Source organism: Klebsiella huaxiensis (genome assembly GCF_003261575.2).
In the GTDB taxonomy this organism is placed as follows: Bacteria; Pseudomonadota; Gammaproteobacteria; order Enterobacterales; family Enterobacteriaceae; genus Klebsiella; species Klebsiella huaxiensis.
In genome coordinates this window covers 6,034,588-6,056,363 of the sequence record NZ_CP036175.1, presented here as the reverse complement: position 1 = coordinate 6,056,363, position 21,776 = coordinate 6,034,588, and the positions used below count along the sequence as shown (strand labels likewise).

General features: G+C 52.7%; 21 protein-coding genes. 8 read left to right on the top strand and 13 right to left on the bottom strand.

Annotated features, from left to right (window positions below; translation table 11 throughout):
* Nucleotides 1-58 precede the first annotated feature (58 nt).
* The gene (rhaA, locus tag DA718_RS28950) at nucleotides 59-1,318 is read right to left on the bottom strand and encodes an L-rhamnose isomerase (protein ID WP_112216326.1); all 1,260 of its coding nucleotides are present in this window, start codon (nucleotides 1,316-1,318) and stop codon (nucleotides 59-61) included.
* Nucleotides 1,315-2,781, bottom strand: a complete 1,467-nt coding sequence (gene rhaB, locus DA718_RS28945) for a rhamnulokinase (protein ID WP_112216327.1) — start codon at nucleotides 2,779-2,781, stop codon at nucleotides 1,315-1,317. Before rhaB ends, rhaA begins: the two co-directional genes overlap by 4 nt.
* Before the next feature lie 311 nt (nucleotides 2,782-3,092).
* Here rhaB and rhaS point away from each other — a divergent pair, with 311 nt between their 5' ends.
* The 3 genes from rhaS to DA718_RS28925 all read left to right on the top strand — a co-directional run bounded on the left by rhaS (nucleotide 3,093) and on the right by DA718_RS28925 (nucleotide 5,970).
* Nucleotides 3,093-3,929 (top strand): HTH-type transcriptional activator RhaS, encoded by an 837-nt coding sequence (gene rhaS / locus DA718_RS28935; protein ID WP_112216328.1) that lies wholly within the window; start codon nucleotides 3,093-3,095, stop codon nucleotides 3,927-3,929.
* Between the two features lie 73 nt (nucleotides 3,930-4,002).
* Complete coding sequence (gene rhaR / locus DA718_RS28930; protein WP_112216329.1) at nucleotides 4,003-4,854, top strand: HTH-type transcriptional activator RhaR; 852 nt, start codon at nucleotides 4,003-4,005, stop codon at nucleotides 4,852-4,854.
* Nucleotides 4,855-5,301: 447 nt separating this feature from the next.
* Nucleotides 5,302-5,970, top strand: coding sequence for an oligogalacturonate-specific porin KdgM family protein (locus DA718_RS28925; RefSeq protein ID WP_456077643.1), 669 nt, complete (start codon nucleotides 5,302-5,304; stop codon nucleotides 5,968-5,970).
* A 124-nt stretch (nucleotides 5,971-6,094) separates the two neighbouring features.
* Here DA718_RS28925 and DA718_RS28920 read toward each other — a convergent pair whose 3' ends face one another.
* The 4 genes from DA718_RS28920 to rhaT form a co-directional block, all read right to left on the bottom strand.
* Nucleotides 6,095-7,399, bottom strand: coding sequence for a TRAP transporter large permease (locus tag DA718_RS28920; RefSeq protein ID WP_112216331.1), 1,305 nt, complete (start codon nucleotides 7,397-7,399; stop codon nucleotides 6,095-6,097).
* Nucleotides 7,392-7,895 carry a TRAP transporter small permease gene (locus DA718_RS28915; protein ID WP_112216332.1) on the bottom strand — a complete coding sequence of 168 codons (504 nt, stop codon included), beginning with the start codon at nucleotides 7,893-7,895 and terminating at the stop codon, nucleotides 7,392-7,394. The genes DA718_RS28920 and DA718_RS28915 overlap by 8 nt, the downstream gene beginning before the upstream one ends.
* A 14-nt stretch (nucleotides 7,896-7,909) precedes the next feature.
* Complete coding sequence (locus DA718_RS28910) at nucleotides 7,910-8,869, bottom strand: TRAP transporter substrate-binding protein (protein ID WP_376767684.1); 960 nt, start codon at nucleotides 8,867-8,869, stop codon at nucleotides 7,910-7,912.
* 262 nt (nucleotides 8,870-9,131) lie between these two features.
* Nucleotides 9,132-10,166 (bottom strand): L-rhamnose/proton symporter RhaT, encoded by a 1,035-nt coding sequence (gene rhaT, locus DA718_RS28905; RefSeq protein ID WP_110276138.1) that lies wholly within the window; start codon nucleotides 10,164-10,166, stop codon nucleotides 9,132-9,134.
* A 291-nt stretch (nucleotides 10,167-10,457) separates the two neighbouring features.
* On the opposite strand from rhaT, the gene sodA reads away from it, so the two are divergent.
* Entirely contained in the window at nucleotides 10,458-11,078 is a 621-nt protein-coding gene (gene sodA / locus DA718_RS28900; protein ID WP_110276139.1) for a superoxide dismutase [Mn], read from the top strand.
* 70 nt (nucleotides 11,079-11,148) lie between these two features.
* Nucleotides 11,149-11,823, top strand: a complete 675-nt coding sequence (gene yiiM, locus DA718_RS28895) for a 6-hydroxyaminopurine reductase (protein WP_112216334.1) — start codon at nucleotides 11,149-11,151, stop codon at nucleotides 11,821-11,823.
* Between the two features lie 152 nt (nucleotides 11,824-11,975).
* Here yiiM and cpxA read toward each other — a convergent pair whose 3' ends face one another.
* Together cpxA and cpxR are read right to left on the bottom strand one after the other, a co-directional pair.
* Entirely contained in the window at nucleotides 11,976-13,349 is a 1,374-nt protein-coding gene (gene cpxA, locus DA718_RS28890; RefSeq protein WP_112216335.1) for an envelope stress sensor histidine kinase CpxA, read from the bottom strand.
* The gene (gene cpxR, locus DA718_RS28885; protein ID WP_110276144.1) at nucleotides 13,346-14,044 is read right to left on the bottom strand and encodes an envelope stress response regulator transcription factor CpxR; all 699 of its coding nucleotides are present in this window, start codon (nucleotides 14,042-14,044) and stop codon (nucleotides 13,346-13,348) included. Before cpxR ends, cpxA begins: the two co-directional genes overlap by 4 nt.
* A 149-nt stretch (nucleotides 14,045-14,193) precedes the next feature.
* Here cpxR and cpxP point away from each other — a divergent pair, with 149 nt between their 5' ends.
* The 3 genes from cpxP (at nucleotide 14,194) to pfkA (ending at nucleotide 16,918) form a co-directional block, all read left to right on the top strand.
* Nucleotides 14,194-14,697, top strand: a complete 504-nt coding sequence (gene cpxP, locus DA718_RS28880; protein ID WP_112216336.1) for a cell-envelope stress modulator CpxP — start codon at nucleotides 14,194-14,196, stop codon at nucleotides 14,695-14,697.
* Nucleotides 14,698-14,855: 158 nt separating this feature from the next.
* Complete coding sequence (gene fieF / locus DA718_RS28875) at nucleotides 14,856-15,752, top strand: CDF family cation-efflux transporter FieF (RefSeq protein ID WP_112216337.1); 897 nt, start codon at nucleotides 14,856-14,858, stop codon at nucleotides 15,750-15,752.
* Between the two features lie 203 nt (nucleotides 15,753-15,955).
* Complete coding sequence (pfkA, locus tag DA718_RS28870; RefSeq protein WP_112216338.1) at nucleotides 15,956-16,918, top strand: 6-phosphofructokinase; 963 nt, start codon at nucleotides 15,956-15,958, stop codon at nucleotides 16,916-16,918.
* 62 nt (nucleotides 16,919-16,980) lie between these two features.
* Here pfkA and rraA read toward each other — a convergent pair whose 3' ends face one another.
* The 5 genes from rraA to ftsN form a co-directional block, all read right to left on the bottom strand.
* Nucleotides 16,981-17,466 (bottom strand): ribonuclease E activity regulator RraA, encoded by a 486-nt coding sequence (gene rraA / locus DA718_RS28865; protein WP_112216339.1) that lies wholly within the window; start codon nucleotides 17,464-17,466, stop codon nucleotides 16,981-16,983.
* 92 nt (nucleotides 17,467-17,558) lie between these two features.
* Nucleotides 17,559-18,485: a 1,4-dihydroxy-2-naphthoate polyprenyltransferase gene (gene menA / locus DA718_RS28860; protein WP_112216340.1), complete on the bottom strand. Its 927-nt coding sequence runs from the start codon at nucleotides 18,483-18,485 to the stop codon at nucleotides 17,559-17,561.
* A gap of 269 nt (nucleotides 18,486-18,754) precedes the next feature.
* The gene (hslU, locus tag DA718_RS28855) at nucleotides 18,755-20,089 is read right to left on the bottom strand and encodes an HslU--HslV peptidase ATPase subunit (protein WP_110276150.1); all 1,335 of its coding nucleotides are present in this window, start codon (nucleotides 20,087-20,089) and stop codon (nucleotides 18,755-18,757) included.
* 9 nt (nucleotides 20,090-20,098) lie between these two features.
* Nucleotides 20,099-20,629, bottom strand: coding sequence for an ATP-dependent protease subunit HslV (hslV, locus tag DA718_RS28850; protein WP_110276151.1), 531 nt, complete (start codon nucleotides 20,627-20,629; stop codon nucleotides 20,099-20,101).
* Nucleotides 20,630-20,719: 90 nt separating this feature from the next.
* Nucleotides 20,720-21,691 carry a cell division protein FtsN gene (gene ftsN / locus DA718_RS28845; RefSeq protein WP_112216342.1) on the bottom strand — a complete coding sequence of 324 codons (972 nt, stop codon included), beginning with the start codon at nucleotides 21,689-21,691 and terminating at the stop codon, nucleotides 20,720-20,722.
* Nucleotides 21,692-21,776 lie beyond the last annotated feature (85 nt).

Here is a 21,776-nt window from a genome sequence, read left to right as displayed (position 1 = left end):
TAAATACGTGCGAGTCCCCGGGTAAGCCGTCAGCCGCGACCCGGGGAAAGTCCAGTGTTTACCCGCGCTGGCTCAGAACTGCATTCTCGTAAGCCCGGACGTTATCCAGCCACTGGCTGCCTGCTGGCGTATCGTGACGCTGGCAGTACATCTCCCAGATGGCCTGCCACGGCAGACATTTCTGCTCTTCCAGCAGCGCCAGACGGGCGGTGTAATCGCCATCGAGTTCCAGCTGGCGCAGCTGTGCGGTCGGCTCCAGCAGAGCGCGCAGCAGCGCTTTCTTCATATTGCGGGTACCAATCACCCATGCCGCGATGCGGTTGATCGAGGCATCGAAGAAATCGAGGCCGATATGCACGCGGTCGAACAGATCGTGACGGATAATTTCGCTGGCGATGGCCTGAGTTTCGTCATCCAGCAGCACCACGTGGTCGCTGTCCCAGCGTACCGGGCGGCTGACGTGCAGCAGCAAGCGTGGGATATAGAGCATCGCGGCGGATATTTTGTCGGAGATCACTTCCGTCGGGTGGAAGTGGCCGGCATCCAGGCACAGGGCGGTCTGGCGGCTGGTGGCGTAACCCATATAGAACTCATTGGAGCCGACGGTGTAGCTCTCTGCGCCAATACCGAACAGCTTGCTCTCCACGGCGTCGATGTGATGCGCTGGGTTGAATTTTTCACTGATCACTTCATCAAGCGCATTCAGCAGACGCTGACGCGGAGCGAAACGGTCAACGGTGATATCTTTCATGCCGTCAGGGATCCAGATATTCATCACCGACGGCGTGCCCAGCTGCTCGCCGAAATACGCGGAAACGCTGCGGCTGGCCTTGCAGTGATCGATCCAGAACTGGCGGATTTCATCGTTGGCGTGCGACAGCGTAAAGCCGTCGGCGCTCAGTGGGTGCGAGAAGCAGGAGGGGTTAAAATCCAGCCCCAGCTTGTTGGCTTTCGCCCACTCGACCCAGTTTTTAAAGTGCTCCGGTTTGATTTCATTACGCGGTACCGGCGTTTCGGATTCCAGATAGAGCGCGTGCAGGTTCAGGCGTTTTGGCCCCGGAATCAGGCTCAGCGCCTGCTCAAGGTCAGCGCGCAGTTCGGTGGCGTTACGCGCTTTGCCCGGATAGTTACCGGTGGCCTGAATACCGCCGGTCAGGCTCCCTTCCGGGTTTTCAAAACCGACGACGTCATCGCCCTGCCAGCAGTGCATGGAAACAGGCAGGCGGTCCAGCTGGCGCAAGGCCTCCTCGACGTCCACGCCGATACTGGCGTAGCGCTGTTTGGCAATTTCCCAGGCTTGTTCAAGTTGAGTGGTCATGCGCAAAGCTCCTTGGTCTGTTGTGGCTGAAACTGCGCGACGAAGCGGGCAATTTCACTTTCAGGATTAGGGGTAAAGGTGGTGAGGGCGTAGTTTTGCCTCACCACCTGACGGAATTCATCGACGTTATGCAGCTCGTCGAGGGTCATTAACTGGATGCCGATGTTGCCTAGCGTGGAGGCCTCAATGGGGCCAGCGACCACGGTGATGCCGCAGGCATCGGCGCACAGCTGGTTAAGCAGTTCGTTCTGGCAGCCGCCGCCGACGATATGCAACTGACTGAATGGCTGGTCGCGAAGCGCCGACAGTTCGTTGAGTACTCGGGCGTAGAGCAGCGCTAAGCTGTCGAAAATGCAGCGCGCCAGTTCGGCATCGCTGGCAGGAACCGGCTGCCCGGATTCGCGGCAGGCGGCCTGAATTTCAGCGCTCATGTTGTCGGGGTTGATAAAGCGGTCGTCGTTGCAATCAATAACGAAACGGCAGGCTGGGAGCGCCGCGGTGCGGGCGATCAGCTCCGACAGGTCACCGACGTTTTGCTCTTTCAGCACCCGCTGGAGCAGCCACAGGCCCATAATATTTTTCAGTACCCGATAGCGACCTTCAGCCCCGCCTTCGTTGGTGATGTTGGCCTTTAGCGCCTCATCGCTGGTGCAGGGGGTTTTGCTTTCAAAGCCCATTAGCGACCAGGTGCCGGAAGAGAGATAAGCGGCGTTTTTGTTGGCTAACGGCGAGGCGATAACCGCGCTGGCGGTATCGTGGCTGGCGACGGCAACTACCGGAATATGATTTCCCTGCGGGCAAATCCAGTGGCCGATAACGTTGCCCGGGTGCGTCGGCGTACCGAACCATTCGCGCGGCGCGCCGGTCCAGTTCAGCAGCTCTTCATCCCAGTTATCGCTATTGATATTGACCAGCTGTGTGGTGGTGGCGTTGGTGTATTCCCAGTTCATTTTGCCGGTCAGGCGAAAGCTAAGGTAGTCCGGGATCAGCAGCGCGTGCGCGGCCTGGCTGACCAGCTCCGGCTGCTGTTCAACCAGCGCGCGAAGCTGATAAAGGGTGTTAAACGGCAGAAACTGAATACCGCTGCGGCGATAGATATCTGCACGTCCCATCTGCTCTTCGGCATGGCGCATCAGGCCCTGAGTGCGGGAGTCGCGATAGGAAACCGGCAGGCCGACTCGCTGGCCCTGTTTATCCAGCAGGACATAATCCACGCCCCAGGTATCAATGCCGATGCTATCGATCAGGATGCCCTGTTCGCATACTTTCACCAGGCCGCAGCGAATTTCATTTTCCAGGCTATCGATATCCCAGCAGTCGAAGCCATCTACCTTCTGTAGGCTATTGGTAAAGCGGTGAATTTCGCGCAGCGCCAGCGTTTGCTGCCCGGGTTCATAACTGGCGAGCATCACCCGCCCGCTGGAGGCGCCTAAATCAACCGCAACACAATGACGAAAACTCATGGGAAGATCCTTGTGAAAATCATTGCAAGCAGTCTAAAAAAGTTGCGCCTGACTCACCTTCTTGTTACTGACAGGGAAAATTCGCCGCTGGCAAGAAAGCAAAGGTGACCGTGAGGGAGGTCACAGTTTCGTTTGATCAGTGGCTCACTGAGGGATGTGATGTTGTCCGCAGTTCCCGATCTTTCCCGTCATTTCTTGAAAAAGCGGCAGGCTTTACGAACTTTGTAGTCAAAAATTGAAGGCCGGATTGCCGACCCTTAATTACTATTTGCACCACTGATTGATAATTTTTCTCATTTCGAGGAGCGGCTATGACCATGTTGCACAGTGTGGATTTCTTCAAGTCCGGCGTTTCTGCTGTTGCCATTGAACCGCGGCTCCCGCAATCGGCCTTTCCTGAGCATCATCATGATTTTCATGAAATTGTTATCGTCGAACACGGTACGGGAATTCATGTTTTCAACGGTCAGCCCTACACCATCAGCGGCGGGTCGGTCTGTTTTATTCGCGATCACGATCGCCATCTCTACGAGCACACGGATAATTTATGCCTGACCAATGTGCTTTATCGCGCGCCGGACGCGTTTCGTTTTTTGTCCGGTCTGCACGAACTGCTGCCGCAGGAGCAGGAGGGGAATTACCTCTCACACTGGCGAGTTAACCAAAGCGCGTTGCAGCAGGTTCGCCAGATTGTTGGCCAGATGGAAAACGTTGGTGCGGATTTGGACATGCATTCCATCGCCAGCCGCGAGATTTTCTTTATGCAGTTGCTGGTGCTACTGCGTAAAAGCAGCCTTGCTGAAGGAATCGCCGATAACGATGCGCGGTTGAATCACCTGATGGCCTGGCTGGAAGATCATTTTGCCGAAGATGTCTGCTGGGAAGAGGTGGCGGCGCAGTTTTCGCTGTCCCTGCGCACTCTGCACCGCCAGTTAAAACAGCAAACTGGCCTGACGCCGCAACGCTATCTGAACCGGGTGCGGTTGATGAAAGCCCGCCATCTGCTACGACATAGCGATGATAGCGTGACGGATATCGCGTATCGCTGTGGTTTTGGCGATAGTAACCACTTTTCGACGCTTTTTCGCCGGGAGTTTGACTGGTCCCCGCGCGATATTCGCCAGGGGCGCGACGCGATTCTTCAGTAACGCGAGAGCAGTCAACGTATTAACAGGCATAAACGCGAATAATGATTCGTTTTTTCGCGTCTGGAGTTGATGAGTGGCAGGTCAGTTGATTCTTCGCAAAAATGAATTTTTTGCTTCCCCCGCTCAGGCGGTGGCGGTGGCGGATCGCTATCCGCAAAACGTCTTCGCCGAACACACTCATGAATTTTGTGAACTGGTGCTGGTGTGGCGGGGAAACGGCCTGCACGTCCTTAACGATCGCCCGTGGCGCATAACCCGCGGCGATTTGTTCTATATCCGCGCCGAAGACAAACACTCCTACGCCTCGGTGAACGATCTCGTCCTGCAAAACGTCATTTATTGCCCGGACCGGTTACGGCTTAATTTTGACTGGGCGGCACATATTCCCGGCCTGTTCGGTACGCCGTGGGTCCCGCACTGGCGAATTGGCAGCAGCGGCATGGCTCAGGTCCGGCAGGTGATTACCCAACTTGAGCACGAGAGTAGCCGTAGCGATGCGCAGGCCAATGATATGGCCGAACTGCTGTTTGCTCAACTGGTGCTTATCCTCCAGCGTTATCGCTATGCCACCGATAATCTGGCGGCAACTCAGAGCGAGGCTCTGCTCGATAAGCTGCTTACCGAACTGGCGGGTAGCCTGAACCGGCCTTTTTTTCTGGATAAATTTTGTGAGCGGGAAGGGTGCAGTGAACGCGCGCTACGCCAGCAGTTTCGTCAGCAGACGGGAATGACCATCAACCACTATTTGCGCCAGCTGCGGATTTGCCACGCTCAGTATCTGTTACAGCATACGGAACGACTGATTGGCGAAGTGGCGATGCAGTGCGGCTTTGAAGACAGTAACTACTTTTCGGTGGTGTTTAACCGTGAGATTGGCATGACGCCTGGGCAGTGGCGGCAGCGCAGTCGAGCGGCGGTACTGTAAATACCATTCTTAGCTCTCGTCACTTTTTTCTCCCATTACCTTCTTTGCTTTCTTTTTAAATACTTTATTATTTTTTGTGTGCATATAATTCTAAAGAAAACCTTCTATTAATGGACATGGAGTTAACAAAGCTGGCAATAATGAGAAGTTCTTCTTTTTATTTATTTATCAAATACATGATTTGGTTGTATTATGAATTTTTATAATCCTTCAAAATCATAGAGTTAAATTTAATTTAACTCTTTTAATATTTATCGGATAAATATCAAAGCGCTCTTTTTATATTTTATGCTTATGGTGTAAGAATATTAAATTATGTAACCTTGAGCCTAATCGCATTTTATCATTAAAAAAATAACTGATATTGAAACATCGTTTTGTATTGATTATCTTATTTGTTGAGCTTTGATTTAAATACTTCTCTGCAAATTTTATATGGATATTTTTATGAAAAAAGCGCTTTTATTACTGCTACCTCTTACTGTAAGTAGTGCTCATGCTGTATATGTAGATGTACGTCATGAATATCTTGATGATAGCAAGGCTAACTATGACCGTGCTTACATATCACATCGATTTAATAATGGTTTTGGTTTTGCCATTGAGGCTATTTCAAAGTCTGGTGATGATGCCGATAGAGCTTTCAATGATATGGAGACTCAGGGTAACGAATATACCGCCAGCTATCAGTTTAAAGCGGGAGATGTTGCCTGGCAGCCTGGGTTTGTTCTGGAAACAGGAAACGGCTACTCCAACTATAAACCTTACCTGCGAGCAACCTGGACCCTTAATGAGAGCTGGTGGTTAGGTGCTCGCTATCGTTTCGAATATGTTCGTCGCTCTTCTGATTCTCGTGAGGATGATACTGTTAATCGTATGGATGCCTGGGCTGGATATAAATGGAATAATTTCGACTGGACGCTGGAAGGGATTTATAAAAGAGCGGACAAATATAACCAATTTAATAACGGCAAGGATAACTATGAGATGAATTTCCGTACGGCATATATTATCGAACAGTGGTCTCCATTTATAGAAGTCGGTAATGTTTCGGTACGCAGTACAACAGATGAACGACAGACACGTTTCCGCGTGGGTATTGGTTATACTTTCTGATTTTTTGAGTTACATTATTTATTTTCCCTTCTTTTCGGCCATCAGTGATTGATGGCCGTTTTTTTCTTATTAAAAAATAAAGCCGCCTTCGACAGAAGGCGGATGGTTTTGCTTACGCGTTATATTACATTACGCCCAGTAGACGCGGCAGGAATAATGTTATTTCTGGCAGGTAAGTAATGAGTAAAAGAATACCAACGATGGAGATATAAAAAGGGATGAGCGGCTTAATGACTTCTTCAACCTTCACTTTACCGACGCTGGCCCCGACATATAATCCACTACCCACCGGGGGTGTGATAGTACCGATAGCCAGGTTATAGATCATGATGATACCGAAGTGTACCGGGTCGACGCCAAGTTTGACCATAATCGGCAGCAGAATCGGGGTAAAAATCAGAATTGCCGGGCCAATATCCATAAACGCACCGATGATCAGCAGGAAGACGGTGACCACCAGCAAAATAACCTCTTTGCTTTCAGATATACCCAGAATCATCTGGCTGAGAGCGGTTGGAATATTGGTTATCGACATAGAGAAGGACATGGCTGATGAGGTAGCCAGCAGGAACATAATCACCCCAGTCATCACTACCGTTTGAATCAGTATGGTTGGCATATCTTTCAGGGATAGCGTCCGGTAGCACAGGGTCAGTAACAATGTGTAGACCACCGCAATTGCCGATGCTTCAATTGCGGTAAAAATACCCTGCACGATTCCGCCGACAATAATCACGATCAGCAACAGGCTTGGTACTGCTTCAAGAGTAACCTTTAGCGCCATACCCTTCTGAACGGTAAAAAATACGCGGTAGTTATTTCTTTTCGCCACAACCCAGGTGACGATCATGCAACCGACCCCCCATAACACCCCCGCGACCATACCCCCGGCGAATAACGCGGCGATCGACGTCCCGCCGCTGGCCAGTGCATAGAGAATAAAAGCGGTGGTTGGCGGGATCAGCATCCCGGTTGGTGCGGAGGCGATATTGGCCGCGGAAGCAAAGGCGCGGCTATAGCCTTCTTTCGCGCTCATCGGCACCATGACGCCACCGATTGAGGTGGACGCGGCGATTGCTGAGCCGGAAATAGCGCCGAACATCATATTACCGACGATGTTGGTATAAGTTAATGAGCCAGGCAGACGACCGGTGAAGAGTTTAGCGAAGTTGACCAAGCGAGTGGCGATTCCGCCGCTATTCATAATGACGCCAGAAAGAACAAAAAATGGGACTGCCAGCAGCGCGAAACTATCGAGACTGGAGAACATTTTCTGCGCGGTGGCGAACATTGAAATATCGAACGGTAAGACCAACATCATCGTACTGCAGGAGGCAATAACGATACAGATCCCAATGGGCGCGCCCATCGCGAGTAAGACAATGAACACACCAAGTAATGTCAGGGAGGCGGAAATTGGATCAATCATGATGATTCTCCACGAGCAATGAGGAGGCACGGATGGCGCGTAGTGTGTCGAAGATGTTCATTAAGCTGTAAATAATGATCAAAACGCCCGCTATGGGAAGTGCGTAATAAACTTTGCCCATTGGAATTCCCAGCGCCGGGGATACCTGAAGCATGGAGATAGCGGAAATTTTCAGTCCGCCAATAATCAGTATCCACGCAGAGAACGCCATGAATGTTAATTGCAAAACGATAGTCCACCAGTGGCGCACGTTTGCCGAGACCTTATCGATCAGCAGAGTCAGACTGATGTGCTGCTGTTTACCGGCAACATAGGCCATGCCGAGCATGGAAATCCAAACCAGCATAAAACGCAGCAGCTCTTCGGTAATGGTACTGGGACGTCCCACAAGATAGCGGCTAATAACCTGCCAGCACGACACCACCACCATAATGGTCAGTACCAGACAACAGACAATTTCGAGCAGCCTGTCGAGTCCTTTTCTGAAGTTTTCCATAACATTTCCCATAATTATCTGGATTTAGCGGATTGAATTTTTTGATAAAGCGAGTACAGCTCTGCGCGAGTTTTTAACTCGTCATAAATAGGCTGCACTGCTTGTTGAAAAGGCTTCTGATCCACATCGAAAAATTCGACCTTGAAATCGTTGACTGCCGACTGTTTCGTCTTTTCGATCTCCGCATCCCAGGCCATTTTTTCAAATTCAATTGATGCTTTTATCGCCTCGCCAATGACTTTTTGTTGCTCTGGCGTCAACTTTTTCAGCGTCAATGAACTCATCAATAAAATATCGGGAATACGGGTATGCATATCGTAGGTGTAATAACGGGCAACTTCTCCGTGTCGGGCAATGGTGAGGGCGAATTCGTTGTTTTCTGCGCCATCCAGAATACCCTGTTGCAGAGAGGTATAAACTTCCGCCTGACTCATGGCGATGGGTGAGGCTCCCAAAAGTTTGAGTGTTTTAATGGCGGTTTCGCTCTGCATAACGCGGATCTTTTTTCCCTTCAGATCGTCGAGGTTGCGGATCGGTCCTTTGCTCATGTAGAAGTTGCGTGCGCCGGAGTCGAACCAGCCGACGCCTATAAATCCCTGGGCGGCGGTAGATTGATAGACTTCCTGCATCACCAGAGGATCGTCCATCACTTTGTAATACTCTTGCGGGTTGGCAAACAGGTAAGGTAATGAGAACACGCCGTACATCGGCGAGAAGCTTTCCATAAGGCCGGAAGAGACTTTGGTAATATCCACCACGCCAACCTGGGTAAGCTCAACCAGCTCGCGTTCACCGCCAAGTTGGCCGTCCGGGAAGTACATAACTTTCACTTCACCGTGGGTTTTGTCCTCAATTTGTTGACCAAGAAAACGTAATGCATCTTTTACCGGCTGGCTGTTTTCCGCATAAGCCAGGCGCAGAATCGTCTCCGCTTGCGCTCCTTGAGGCAGCAACAGCAGACTGGCCAAAAGCATCCCAAATATCCGTATTAATTTCATTTTGTCCTCGCTATCAATGAATTCTGAGGGCGAAATTACGCGGTTATCAGCTATAAGACCTTTGGTTTATTGCCACGATGCGCTAAAAGTGGCAATCGTGACGGGGTAAATGAGGAGGAGATCAAAATGCAGTTTTTTTCGGATTCTATAAAGGTAAAACGCAGGTGATTTTTATTAGGAACTGTGTTTCAAGTTATCGCTTGAAGCGGCAGCACAATCGCACTGCCGCCTGATGAAGCTAGTTCGCCATCCCCAGGCCGACGATGTTTGCAGCGATGATAATCACCACGCAGCCGAGGCTCAGTACGCCAACCGGGCGACGGCCAGCGTTTTTCCACTCTTTCAGCACCAGGCCAACCAGCCCGCCGCACAAGACATAGAAGCTCATATGCAGCATCCAGCTCATGTAGTCGTACTGTGCCGGAATGCTGGCGTGGCCCCAGGCGTAGAAGAAGAACTGCAGGTACCACATCAGGCCGCCTAATGCGGAAAGCAGGATATTGCTGATGATGAGCGGCTTCGCCAGCGAGAAGTCGGCTTTGATCGACAAGTTTTTCACTTTGGCCAGGCGAATAAAGCAGAAGCCGAGGTTGACCAGCGCACCGCCGCCCATAATCACCACGTAGCTTGGCAGCGCGGTGTAGAGTGGGTCAACGCCGAGCGCGGCGGCGGCTTCATGCATCGGTTTTGCGGCGTTCATCGCAAAGGACATGCCGGCCGAGAAAATGCCGCACATTACCGCCAGTACCAGCCCCTTTTTCAGGTTGAAGTCTTCGGCTTTGATGCCCATTTTGCGCTCTTTGAGCTGGCCTGCGCGAGTGACTATCCCCACGCCAATCACCGCAACCAGCACGCCGAGCAGCGTCATTTGGCCGCCTTTAGTGTTAATTAAGACATCGAATTGACCGTTGAGGATTGGGGTCATTAGCGTGCCGACAATCAACGTAATGCCAATGGCGATACCGATCCCCATCGACATGCCGAGATAGCGCATGGTCAAGCCGTAGTTGATATTGCCGATACCCCACATTGCGCCGAACAGGAACACCGGCAGGAGCGTGGAGGCATTAAAGGAGCCGTAGTAGGCCCAAAAATCAGGGAGCAGCATGGCGCTGATGGCCCAGGGGAGTATCAGCCATGAGACAATCCCGCCGATAGACCACATGGTTTCCCAGGACCAATGTTTAACTTTCTTGAACGGGGCATAGAAACAGGCTGCACTGGCCGCACCTATCAAATGCCAAAAAATACCCATCGTAATCGCGTGATTCATTGATTCTATCCTCATCTATTTTTTATCGGATAAATCATTTTCCGACCCGATGAGTGTAAAAATCGGTCAGTTTTACTGCCTTCAGCCTGTTGCCACATAACATCCTTCTTTGGCAACCAGAAGCTTAATTCGTTGTTCTACATCACAAAACCACGTGTATAACCGTCTGTTATAACCTTATTAAAAATACGGCATTGATAAGCGTTTTCAATATCATTTAATTAACTATAATGAACCAACTGCTTACGCGGCATTAACACCTTCCGCCGCTCGACAATAATGGAGATGATTATGAGTTATACACTGCCAGCCCTGCCGTACGCTTATGACGCCCTGGAACCGCATTTTGACAAGCAGACGATGGAAATCCATCACACTAAACACCACCAGGCCTACGTTAACAATGCCAACGCTGCGCTGGAAAGCCTGCCGGAATTCGCTAGCCTGTCTGCTGAAGAACTGATCACCAAACTGGATCAACTGCCGGCTGACAAAAAAACCGTTCTGCGTAACAACGCTGGCGGCCATGCTAACCACAGCCTGTTCTGGAAAGGCCTGAAAACCGGTACTACGCTGCAGGGCGACCTGAAAGCGGCTATCGAGCGCGATTTCGGTTCCGTTGATAACTTCAAAGCGGAATTTGAAAAAGCGGCTGCTACCCGTTTCGGCTCCGGTTGGGCGTGGCTGGTGCTCAAAGGCGATAAGCTGGCTGTAGTTTCTACAGCGAACCAGGATTCCCCGCTGATGGGCGAAGCTATCTCCGGCGCTTCCGGTTTCCCAATTGTGGGTCTGGACGTGTGGGAACACGCTTACTACCTGAAATTCCAGAACCGTCGCCCGGACTACATCAAAGCGTTCTGGGACGTGGTTAACTGGGACGAAGCCGCAGCGCGTTTTGCCGCCAAAAAATAAGGTTGCATTGTGCTGAGTGAGAAGCGAGTCTGATGGCTCGCTTTTTTATGTCCGCAGCAAGGAGCAGCAGATGCACTATCCGCTAAATGTCTACATTGGGCGCATTCGCGACTATCCCGGCAGCCGCCCGAGCGCAATAAGCAAAATTCAGGTCGATGGTGAATTAACCCTCGGCGATCTCGGCCTTGAGGGCGATGAGCAGGCGGAGAAGAAAATTCACGGCGGGCCGGACCGCGCGCTGTGCCACTATCCGCGTGAACATTATTCCCACTGGGCTCGCGAGCTGCCTCAGCAGGCGGACCTGTTCTGCGCCCCGGCGTTTGGTGAGAACCTCTCGACCGAGGGGCTGACGGAGCAAAACGTCTTTATTGGCGATATCTTCCGTTGGGGAGAGGCGCTGATTCAGGTGACGCAGCCGCGTTCACCGTGTTTCAAACTCAACTATCACTTTGCTGTTAGCGATATGGCGCAGCTGATGCAAAACAGCGGTAAAACCGGCTGGCTGTATCGTGTCGTAGCGGGTGGGCAGGTATCCGGCGATGAGCCGCTGGAGCTGGTTTCCCGACTAAGCGATGTTAGCGTGCACGAGGCTGGCGCGATCGCCTGGTCTATGCCGTTTGATGATGAACAGTACCACCGCCTGCTATCGGCGGCGGGGCTGTCAGTGAGCTGGAGCCGTACCATGCAGAAACGGCGTTTAAGCGGGCAGATCGAAGACAATTCCAGGAGATTGTGGGGGAAATGATTCCCCGGATGGCGGCGGTGAACCGTAGCCCGGGCAGGCGCCTGGCGCCGCCCCCGGGAGCATAGCGCAGGGTGGCATAATTTCCCGGAGGCGGTGCTGGCGCACCTGTCCGGGCTACCTATCCTTGCTACTCTGCAGCCGGGAGAAACTCGTCAGGTGCGTTTGTATAGCGGCAGCCAGATGGTTAAGCGCAAGCCGCCCAGCGGGCTGTCGTCGGCTTTCACCCAACCGCGATGCTGTTGAACCGCAGCTTCAACAATCGCCAGCCCCAGGCCGGTACCGCCAGACTCGCGATCGCGCGCCTCGTCGGTCCGGTAAAACGGACGGAAAATCTGTTCGCGATCTTCCGGACTGACGCCCGGACCATCGTCATCGACGTTCACCGTAATCCCGTCTTTATCCACCGAGAAGCTCACTGAAATCTTCGTATGCGAGTAGCGCAACGCGTTACGCACGATGTTTTCCAGCGCGCTTTCCAGCGCATTGGGGTTACCGTACAGCGGCCACGGCCCTGGCGGATACTCCACAGTGAACGATTTCCCTACCTGCTCGGCTTCAAATGCGGCGTTATCCAGCACTTCACCCCAAAGCTGATTAGCTTTTACCGTCTCGCTGACCAACGCGTTGTTAGCCTGATTACGCGACATCACCAGTAGATCGTTGATCATGCTGTCCAGCCGGTGCGCTTCCATTTCGATGCGCTCCAGTTCTTTGCTCTCCCCACTGCGGCGGCGCAGCAATGCGGTGCCTAACTGCAGGCGCGTCAACGGCGTGCGCAGCTCGTGGGAGATGTCGGACAGCAGACGATGCTGGCTGGTCATCATGCGTTCCAGCGCGGTCACCATCTGGTTAAAGCTGGTCCCGGCGGCTAAAAACTCCTGCGGGCCGGCTTCCAGTTCAGGATGTTGACGCAAGTTGCCCTGGGCGACTTCATCGGCGGCGTTTTTCAGCTTACGCGCGGGCTTAGCCAGACTCCATGCGAGCCATAGCAGCAACGGGGCGCTGACTAACATCGTAACGATCAGCAGCAATAACGGCCGGTCAAAGAGCAGGTTGATAAAGTCTGATTGCGACGTGTTGGCAGGGCGGATCAGATAGAGCTGGTAGTTATCTTCGCCATCCCGCACGGAAAAGGGCCCGACCATTTCCAGACGACCATAGCGCTTTTTCTGCGGATGGTCGGCGTTATCCGCCTGGCCGATAAAGTTGCGGATGATCTGCATCTCGTTGCGTTCAGCACCGATAACGCGTCCTTCGCTGGTCACCAGCAGCAAGCGCTGGCCCGGCGGAGCCCACTTATCGATGGCACGAAACAGACGACGCCACCACATCAGGTCGTTCGGCGGATCGTTCGCCAGCTCGGCCTCGACGTGTTGTTCAATCATGATGCCCTGACGTTGCTCGCTCTCCAGCAGCTCGGTCATCTGGCGCGAGTCCAGCTTGGGCAGCATCAGAACCAGCATCAACACCAATGCCAGCGTGAGCCAGAAAATAGCGAAGATGCGTGCGGTTAAACTTCCAATCATGAAGCCGATACCATCAGATAGCCGCGTCCGCGCAGAGTTTTAAACCACGGATGGCCGTCTTTGCGCTCTGGCAGCTTACGCCGCAAGTTGGATATGTGCATATCGATAGCGCGGTCAAATGGCGTTAGACGTTTGCCCAGTACTTCCTGGCTCAAGTGCTCACGCGACACGACCTGGCCGAGATGCTGCGCCAGCAGGTAGAGCAGAGTGAACTCGGTGCCAGTCAGTTCCAGAGTCTGTCCATCGAAGCTGGCTTCCTGGCGACCCGGGTTAAGGCTTAGGGCATCCACTTCCAGCGTCGGCGAACCGGCTTCGGTCACTTGCTGCTGCTCGCTCCAGTGGGAACGGCGCAGAATAGCGCGTATACGCGCCACCAGCTCGCGATCGTTGAACGGCTTAGGCAAATAATCATCCGCGCCCAGCTCAAGGCCAAGAACGCGATCCAGCTCGCTGCCGCGGGCCGTTAGCATGATAACCGGGGTCTGGTGTGTCTGACGCAACTCTTTGAGCGTATCGATACCGTTTTTCTTCGGCATCATCACATCAAGCAAAAGTAAATCGACGCTGTCGTCAAGAAGGGCCAGTGCCTGTTCCCCGTCATGGGCAACAAGCACATTAAAACCTTCCATATCGAGCAGCTCTTTTAACAGGGAGGTGAGCTCCCGGTCATCATCTACTAACAGGATTTTATTCATTGTTTAAATACCTCCGAGGCAGAAATTACGTCATCAAGGCCCGCTAATCCATGACTTTACGTTGTTTTACACCCCCTGACGCATGTTTGCAGCCTGCATCGTAAACTGTCTCTCGTTGAATCGCGACACAAACGTTTTGGGAGTATGTGATGCGCAATGTTATCGCTGCCGTCATGGCCTCAACGCTGGTGCTAAGTGCATATAGCCAGGCTGCTGAAGTCGTCACCAGCGTTAACTGGCTACCCGGAGATGTCGGGGCCCAGCGCAGCGGCCAGAGCCATATGTTTGACGGCATAAGTTTAACCGAACACCAACGACAGCAGTTACGTGATCTTATGCACCGGGCACGCCACGACAGGTTACCCGTTAATGTTAGCGAAATGGAGACAATGCATAGCCTTGTCACCGCAGAAAAATTTGATGAAAACGCTGTACGCGCTCAGGCAGATAAGATGGCGCAAGAACAGGTTGCCCGCCAGGTTGAAATGGCAAAAGTTCGCAACCAGATGTACCACCTGTTAACGCCAGAGCAGCAAGCGGTTTTAAACGCTAAGCACCAGCAACGAATGGATCAGTTGCGTGAGGTTGCAAGGATGCAAAAAGGCTCAGCGATGATGCTTTCCAGTAGTAGCAATACCCTGCAACCCCAGTAACAAACCCTGTTTTCCTTGCCATAGACACCATCCCTGTCTTCCCCCACATGATGTGGGGGTTTTTTTTGCCTGTTATTCGGCCAAATGGCCTCTCCCTTGCTCCCCGTCCCGGCAAAAGATCGGGTTATACTAAGCGCATCGCGAAGTAAGGAGCGTTTATGAATCAATCCTATGGGCAGTTAGTCAGCCGCGCGGCGATTGCGGCGACGGTGATGGCCTCTGCGTTACTTTTGATCAAGATTTTTGCGTGGTGGTATACCGGCTCAGTGAGTATTCTGGCGGCGTTGGTTGATTCGTTAGTCGATATTGCCGCCTCGTTAACCAATCTGTTAGTCGTGCGTTATTCGCTACAACCTGCCGATGAAGAACATACCTTTGGCCATGGTAAGGCGGAGTCGCTGGCCGCGCTGGCACAAAGTATGTTTATTTCCGGCTCGGCATTATTTCTGTTTCTGACCGGCATCCAGCACCTGGTGCGCCCTGAACCGATGCAGGCCGCGGGGGTCGGGATGATTGTGACGCTCATTGCGTTGATAAGTACTCTGGTACTGGTAACGTTCCAGCGCTGGGTAGTGAGAAAAACCCAAAGTCAGGCAGTACGGGCGGATATGCTTCATTATCAGTCTGATGTTATGATGAACGGCGCAATTCTGGTGGCGCTCGGTCTCTCCTGGTATGGCTGGCACCGTGCCGATGCGCTGTTTGCATTGGGCATTGGCGTCTATATTTTATATAGCGCTCTGCGCATGGCTTATGACGCCGTCCAGTCGTTATTAGACCGTGCTCTTCCTGATGAGGAACGCCAGGACATTATCAATATCGTGACCGCATGGCCAGGAGTCAGCGGAGCACACGATCTACGAACGCGGCAGTCAGGGCCGACTCGCTTTATTCAGATACATTTGGAAATGGAAGATAATCTCCCGCTGGTTCAGGCTCATGTGATTGCCGACCAGGTGGAGCAGGCGATTCTGCACCGTTTTCCGGGTTCTGATGTGATTATTCATCAGGATCCGTGCTCTGTGGTGCCGTTAGCACAGCAGGGTGTTTTATGAGCTTTCGGTTATAGTCTGTAAACTCGATGTAAAAATGTGGGGCGGATCGGCATTATTTGTATAAATTACCGCCATTTGGTCTGACCTGAATCAATTCAGCCAGAAGCGTTTGATATACTATTGCAATTATCGATGGGCACTCCTGGTGAGGGGGCGCTTCAGGCAACAGGATTATTTTTTGCTTCCTAAGTTCAGAGGTAGTCATGATTAAGAAAATCGGTGTGTTGACAAGTGGCGGTGATGCGCCGGGCATGAACGCAGCAATTCGTGGCGTTGTGCGCGCGGCATTAACGGAAGGTCTGGAAGTTTTTGGAATCTATGACGGTTACCTCGGCCTGTATGAAGATCGTATGGTTCAGCTCGACCGCTATAGCGTTTCCGACATGATCAACCGTGGCGGCACCTTCCTGGGTTCGGCGCGCTTCCCGGAATTCCGCGAAGAACACATTCGCGCAGTTGCTCTTGAGAATATGAAAAAACGCGGCCTGGATGCGCTGGTCGTTATCGGTGGTGACGGTTCTTATATGGGGGCTGTGCGCCTGACTGAAATGGGCTTCCCATGCATCGGTTTGCCGGGCACTATCGACAACGATATTAAAGGTACTGACTACACTATCGGTTTCTTTACTGCGCTGAGCACCGTTGTTGAGGCGATTGACCGCCTGCGTGATACTTCTTCCTCTCACCAACGTATTTCCGTTGTTGAAGTTATGGGCCGTTACTGCGGTGACCTGACCCTGGCAGCAGCAATCTCCGGCGGCTGTGAATTCGTCATGGTTCCTGAAGTTGACTACACCCGTGATGATCTGGTGACAGAAATTAAAGCCGGTATCGCCAAAGGGAAAAAACACGCTATCGTGGCCATTACTGAACATATGTGCGATATCCACGAACTGGCTGAGTACATTGAGAAAGAGACCGGCCGTGAAACTCGCGCAACCGTACTGGGCCACATTCAGCGCGGCGGCTCCCCGGTTCCTTATGACCGTATTCTGGCATCCCGTATGGGCGCGTACGCCATTGACCTGCTGCTGCAGGGCTTCGGTGGCCGCTGCGTCGGTATTCAGAACGAGAAGCTGGTGCACCACGACATTATCGACGCTATCGAAAACATGAAGCGTCCGTTCAAAAGCGACTGGCTGGATTGCGCTAAAAAGCTGTACTAAGTTTTCCGACGCAAACAAAAAAGCCTTCTCAGAGAGAAGGCTTTTTTTATGGGCGAAGGAAGCTACTCAATATCCAGTGGATCTTCGGATAGGATAATCCCGGTATTATCGGCGTAGAGATGATCACCAGAGAAGAAGGTGACGCCGCCGAAGTTAACGCGAACGTCGCTTTCGCCGATGCCTTCGCCTGCGGCTCCTACTGGAATGGCGGCCAACGCCTGAATGCCGATATCCAGCTCTTCAAGGTCGTCAACCTGGCGCACGGCACCATAGACGACCAGCCCTTCCCATTCGTTTTGCACGGCCAGACGCGCCAGGTCGGCGTCGATTAATGCGCGTCGAACGGAACCACCGCCATCGATTAACAGGATATGACCACGGCCGTTCTGCTCAAGCATATCGTAGAGCAACCCGTTATCCTCGAAACATTTCACCGTGATGATTTGTCCACCAAACGACGACCGCCCCCCAAAGTTGGAGAACAGAGGTTCCACGACGTTGACATCCTCCTGGTAGATGTCACAAAGCTCGGAAGTATCGTATTTCATAGGCTTAACGTTCAGTTGCTGCGAGAATTTTCAGTATATCTCGTGAATCGTGTTGTTGGCAAAATCATCAATTGTTAATTGATATTTGTCAGTTAACCTGCCAGCTTGCTGAGAATAATTCCGATGACAAACAAAAGGTTGGTCAGCAGCGCGCCTTTTACCGTTCTTTCCAGCATCGGGCGCATGGCGATGGGATCGCGCTCACGTGAAACGTAACGTGCTTGCTTGACCAGCAGAGGCGCTGCCAGCAGGAACAGCCAACCCCAGGGATTATGCAGCGAGATAAGGTTAAACAGCGCCAGGCACAGTAGAGCGCCAATCAGCAGGCAGGCATGGTAGCGACGAGCGTTAACTGGCCCCAGGCGTACGGCGAGGGTGTTTTTGCCATTGTCGCGGTCGCTATCGATATCGCGCAGGTTATTAATATTCAGCACCGCAGCCGCCAGCAGTCCGCAGGCAGTGGCAGGTAAGAAAATGACCGCTTCAATGCTGTGCGCCTGAAGGTACCAGCTTCCGACAACGCTAAGCCAGCCGAAAAAAACCAGTACGGAAATATCGCCGAGACCAATATATCCGTAAGGGCGTGTACCGACGGTGTAGGTAATGGCTGCGATGATTGCCAGCACGCCAAGCACCATAAAGCCGATAAAGTCGGCCATGGTTTGCCAGGCTGAGAACAGTAGCGCCAGGCCAGAGAGGCAAATCAGCACCACGGTCAGAATTAACGCGCGTTTCATTTGCGCCTGAGTAATTGCCCCTTTCTGCATACCGCGCAGGGGGCCGATGCGATCGGGTTTGTCGCTGCCTTTGACCGCATCGCCATAATCATTGGCGAGGTTGGAGAGAATTTGCAGTAGACCGGCGGTAATGATTGCCAGCAGGGCAACCCAGGGATCGAAACTGCCCTGATGCCAGGCAAGAGCGGAGCCGACAATAATGGCGGCAAAGGCCAGAGGTAACGTTTTAGGACGCAGGCTTTCCAGCCAGGCCTGGGTTTTGGTTATCGTTTGTTCAGTCATAGGTTCCGGCCAATAAAAATGGGGCTCTACCCTTCATACTTCAAGCTGCAGGTACGTTGGCTACGGAACGACTCGGCCCATCCATGGGCCTCGCCCTCACGGGCCGTCGCAAGCGACGTTCAAATCTGCTCCCGGCAGATTTGTCATTCACCCCAGTCACGTACTTATGTACGCTCCTGGGGATTCATTCCTTTGCCGCCTGCCTGCAACTCGAATTATTTTGGGTATCTATAGCCCCATCTATAGTGATGAAAATATATTGAACCGGATTATAGGATAAAACGACTCAGATCTTCATCTGCCACCAGAACATCCAGATGTTTACCGACATATTCTGCATCGATAGTCACGCTTTGACCGTTCATTTCGCTGGCGTCGTAGGAGATATCTTCGATCAGACGCTCCAGTACGGTATGAAGGCGACGCGCACCGATGTTCTCAGTGGTTTCGTTGACCTGCCAGGCGGCCTGAGCAATGCGTTTGATGCCATCTTCCGTGAACTCGATATTAACGCCTTCAGTCGCCATCAGCGCTTTATACTGCACGGTGATAGAGGCATTCGGCTCAGTCAGGATGCGCTCGAAGTCATGGGTGGTCAGTGCTTTCAGCTCAACGCGAATCGGCAGACGACCCTGCAACTCTGGGATCAGATCAGACGGGCTGGCCACCTGGAACGCGCCGGAGGCGATAAACAGAATGTGGTCAGTTTTCACCATCCCGTGCTTGGTGGAGACGGTGCAGCCTTCAACTAGCGGCAACAGGTCGCGTTGTACGCCTTCGCGTGAAACGTCAGGGCCTGAAGAGTTGCCGCCACGTTTACAGATTTTGTCGATTTCGTCGATAAACACGATACCGTGCTGCTCAACCGCATCGATAGCATCCTGCTTCAGCTCTTCCGGGTTTACCAGCTTCGCCGCTTCTTCTTCAATCAACAGCTTCATCGCATCTTTGATTTTCAGCTTACGCGGTTTTTGCTTCTGGCCGCCCAGATTCTGGAACATTGATTGCAGCTGGCTGGTCATCTCTTCCATGCCCGGAGGGGACATGATTTCAACGCCCATCGGCGCAGCCGCGAGATCGATTTCAATCTCTTTGTCGTCGAGCTGCCCTTCGCGCAGTTTTTTGCGGAAAGACTGGCGCGCGGCAGAAGGTTCCTGAGGCTGTTCAGCCTGGCCCCAGTTGTTTTTTGCCGGTGGGATCAGCACATCAAGGATGCGCTCTTCTGCCAGCTCTTCTGCACGGTAGCGGTTTTTATCGATGGACTGCATGCGGACCATTTTGATCGCTGCATCGGTCAGATCGCGGATAATCGAATCCACTTCTTTACCAACATAGCCCACTTCGGTGAATTTAGTAGCTTCAACCTTGATGAACGGCGCGTTGGCCAGTTTTGCCAGACGACGGGCGATTTCGGTTTTACCGACGCCGGTTGGGCCGATCATCAGAATATTTTTCGGCGTGACTTCGTGGCGCAGCTCTTCGTTAAGCTGCATACGACGCCAGCGGTTACGCAGAGCGATAGCGACGGAGCGCTTGGCTGCGTCCTGGCCGATAATGTGTTTGTCCAGTTCGCTGACAATTTCGCGTGGGGTCATTTCAGACATGGGAGATCCTTACGCTTTGGAGGTCAATTCTTCGATGGTATGGAAGTGGTTGGTATATATGCAGATATCACCTGCAATATTCAACGCTTTCTCTGCGATATCGCGTGCGCCCAGTTCGGTATTTTCCAGCAGGGCGCGGGCTGCGGCCTGGGCGTAAGGACCGCCGGAGCCGATAGCAATCAGGTCATTTTCTGGCTGCACCACGTCACCATTACCGGTGATGATAAGCGATGAGTTTTCGTCAGCCACGGCCAGAAGTGCTTCCAGCTTGCGCAGCATGCGATCGGTACGCCAGTCTTTCGCCAGTTCAACGGCGGCTTTCACCAGGTGGCCTTGATGCATTTCGAGCTTACGTTCAAACAGTTCGAACAGGGTGAAGGCGTCAGCGGTACCGCCAGCAAAGCCTGCGATCACTTTGTCGTTGTACAGACGGCGAACTTTCTTCACGTTGCCCTTCATTACGGTGTTGCCCAGTGTAGCCTGGCCATCACCGGCAATAACGACATGGCCGTTACGGCGAACACTTACAATTGTAGTCACGAGCAGACCCCTTGGTTGCAAAAGCGGAATAGAGGCCCCGCGTTTACGCGGGGCAGAATGCAATTATAAATGGGGGGGATTTTGAGGGTTTCAACCCCTGGCGGCGAGACGAATGCAGTTAGCGTGTCCGGCCATCTTCAGGCGTTCAATCATGTTACTGGCGTTTTCTTTGCCTTTCAGTGGCCCGATCACTACCCGGTTCCAGCCGTTATTGGTGGTGATGTGCGAGGAAAAACCTTCAAATGCCAGCTGTGCGCGAACGGTTTCCGCCTGCTCGGCGCCTTTAAAGGACCCGCACTGAATCATCCAGCTGCGATCGTCTTTTTTCTCCGTCGCGGCGGTTTTCGGTGCTTCCTCGACGCGGGTCACCGGTGCGGCGGCCTGCGTTTTAGGCTGCGCGGTATTGGTATGCGCTGGCGTTTGTAGCAAATCCTGATACGGCTGCTGGGTTGAAGCGGTTTGCTTCGGCTGCTGTACCTGTTTGGGTTGCTCCACAACTCGTGGTTGAGTTCGCGGCTGCTGAACCTGAGTTTGCTGTTGGGTCTGTGCTAACTGCTGTTGCTGCACCTGCTGCTGAGCTAAACGCTGGCGCTGTAGGGTTTGCTGGCGCTGCGCCGGGGTTTGTTCATTCCACGGCACTTCGGTCAGCTGCGTGGGCTGCTGACGCATATCGGCCTGCATTTGCGCCAGTAGCTGGCGCTGTTCGTTAGTGAGCTGTTCCGGCTTCATGACTTCACCACCGGCTGTCGGTTCAGTAGGCGCACGAACGCCAGGCTGGCGACTTTCCAGCTCTTTAATATAGCGCCAGCGTTCTTCCGGCTTCGGCGGTAAACCGTTACCTGCCGCCTGGCGGTTTTGCAGCGCTTCAGCTTCTTCTTTTTTGTGGTGCGTGATGAAGTACAGTCCACCGATAAAAGCCACCAGCACTGCCGCCGCGATCGCAACCATAGTGGGCGAAACCGCTGAAAGGCCGCTTTGCTTGTTCCTTGAGCTTCGGGTATTGCTCTTTTTGCGCCGCGAAGAAGCCGGTTGGCTGCGGCGTACATAATCTCGTTGTGCCACTATCGTTTCGCTGTCTTATTCGTTTTTCAGCCCGCCATGTTACTTAAGCGGCGGGCCTTTGACCAGAAGAGCAGGCCCGAAAGCC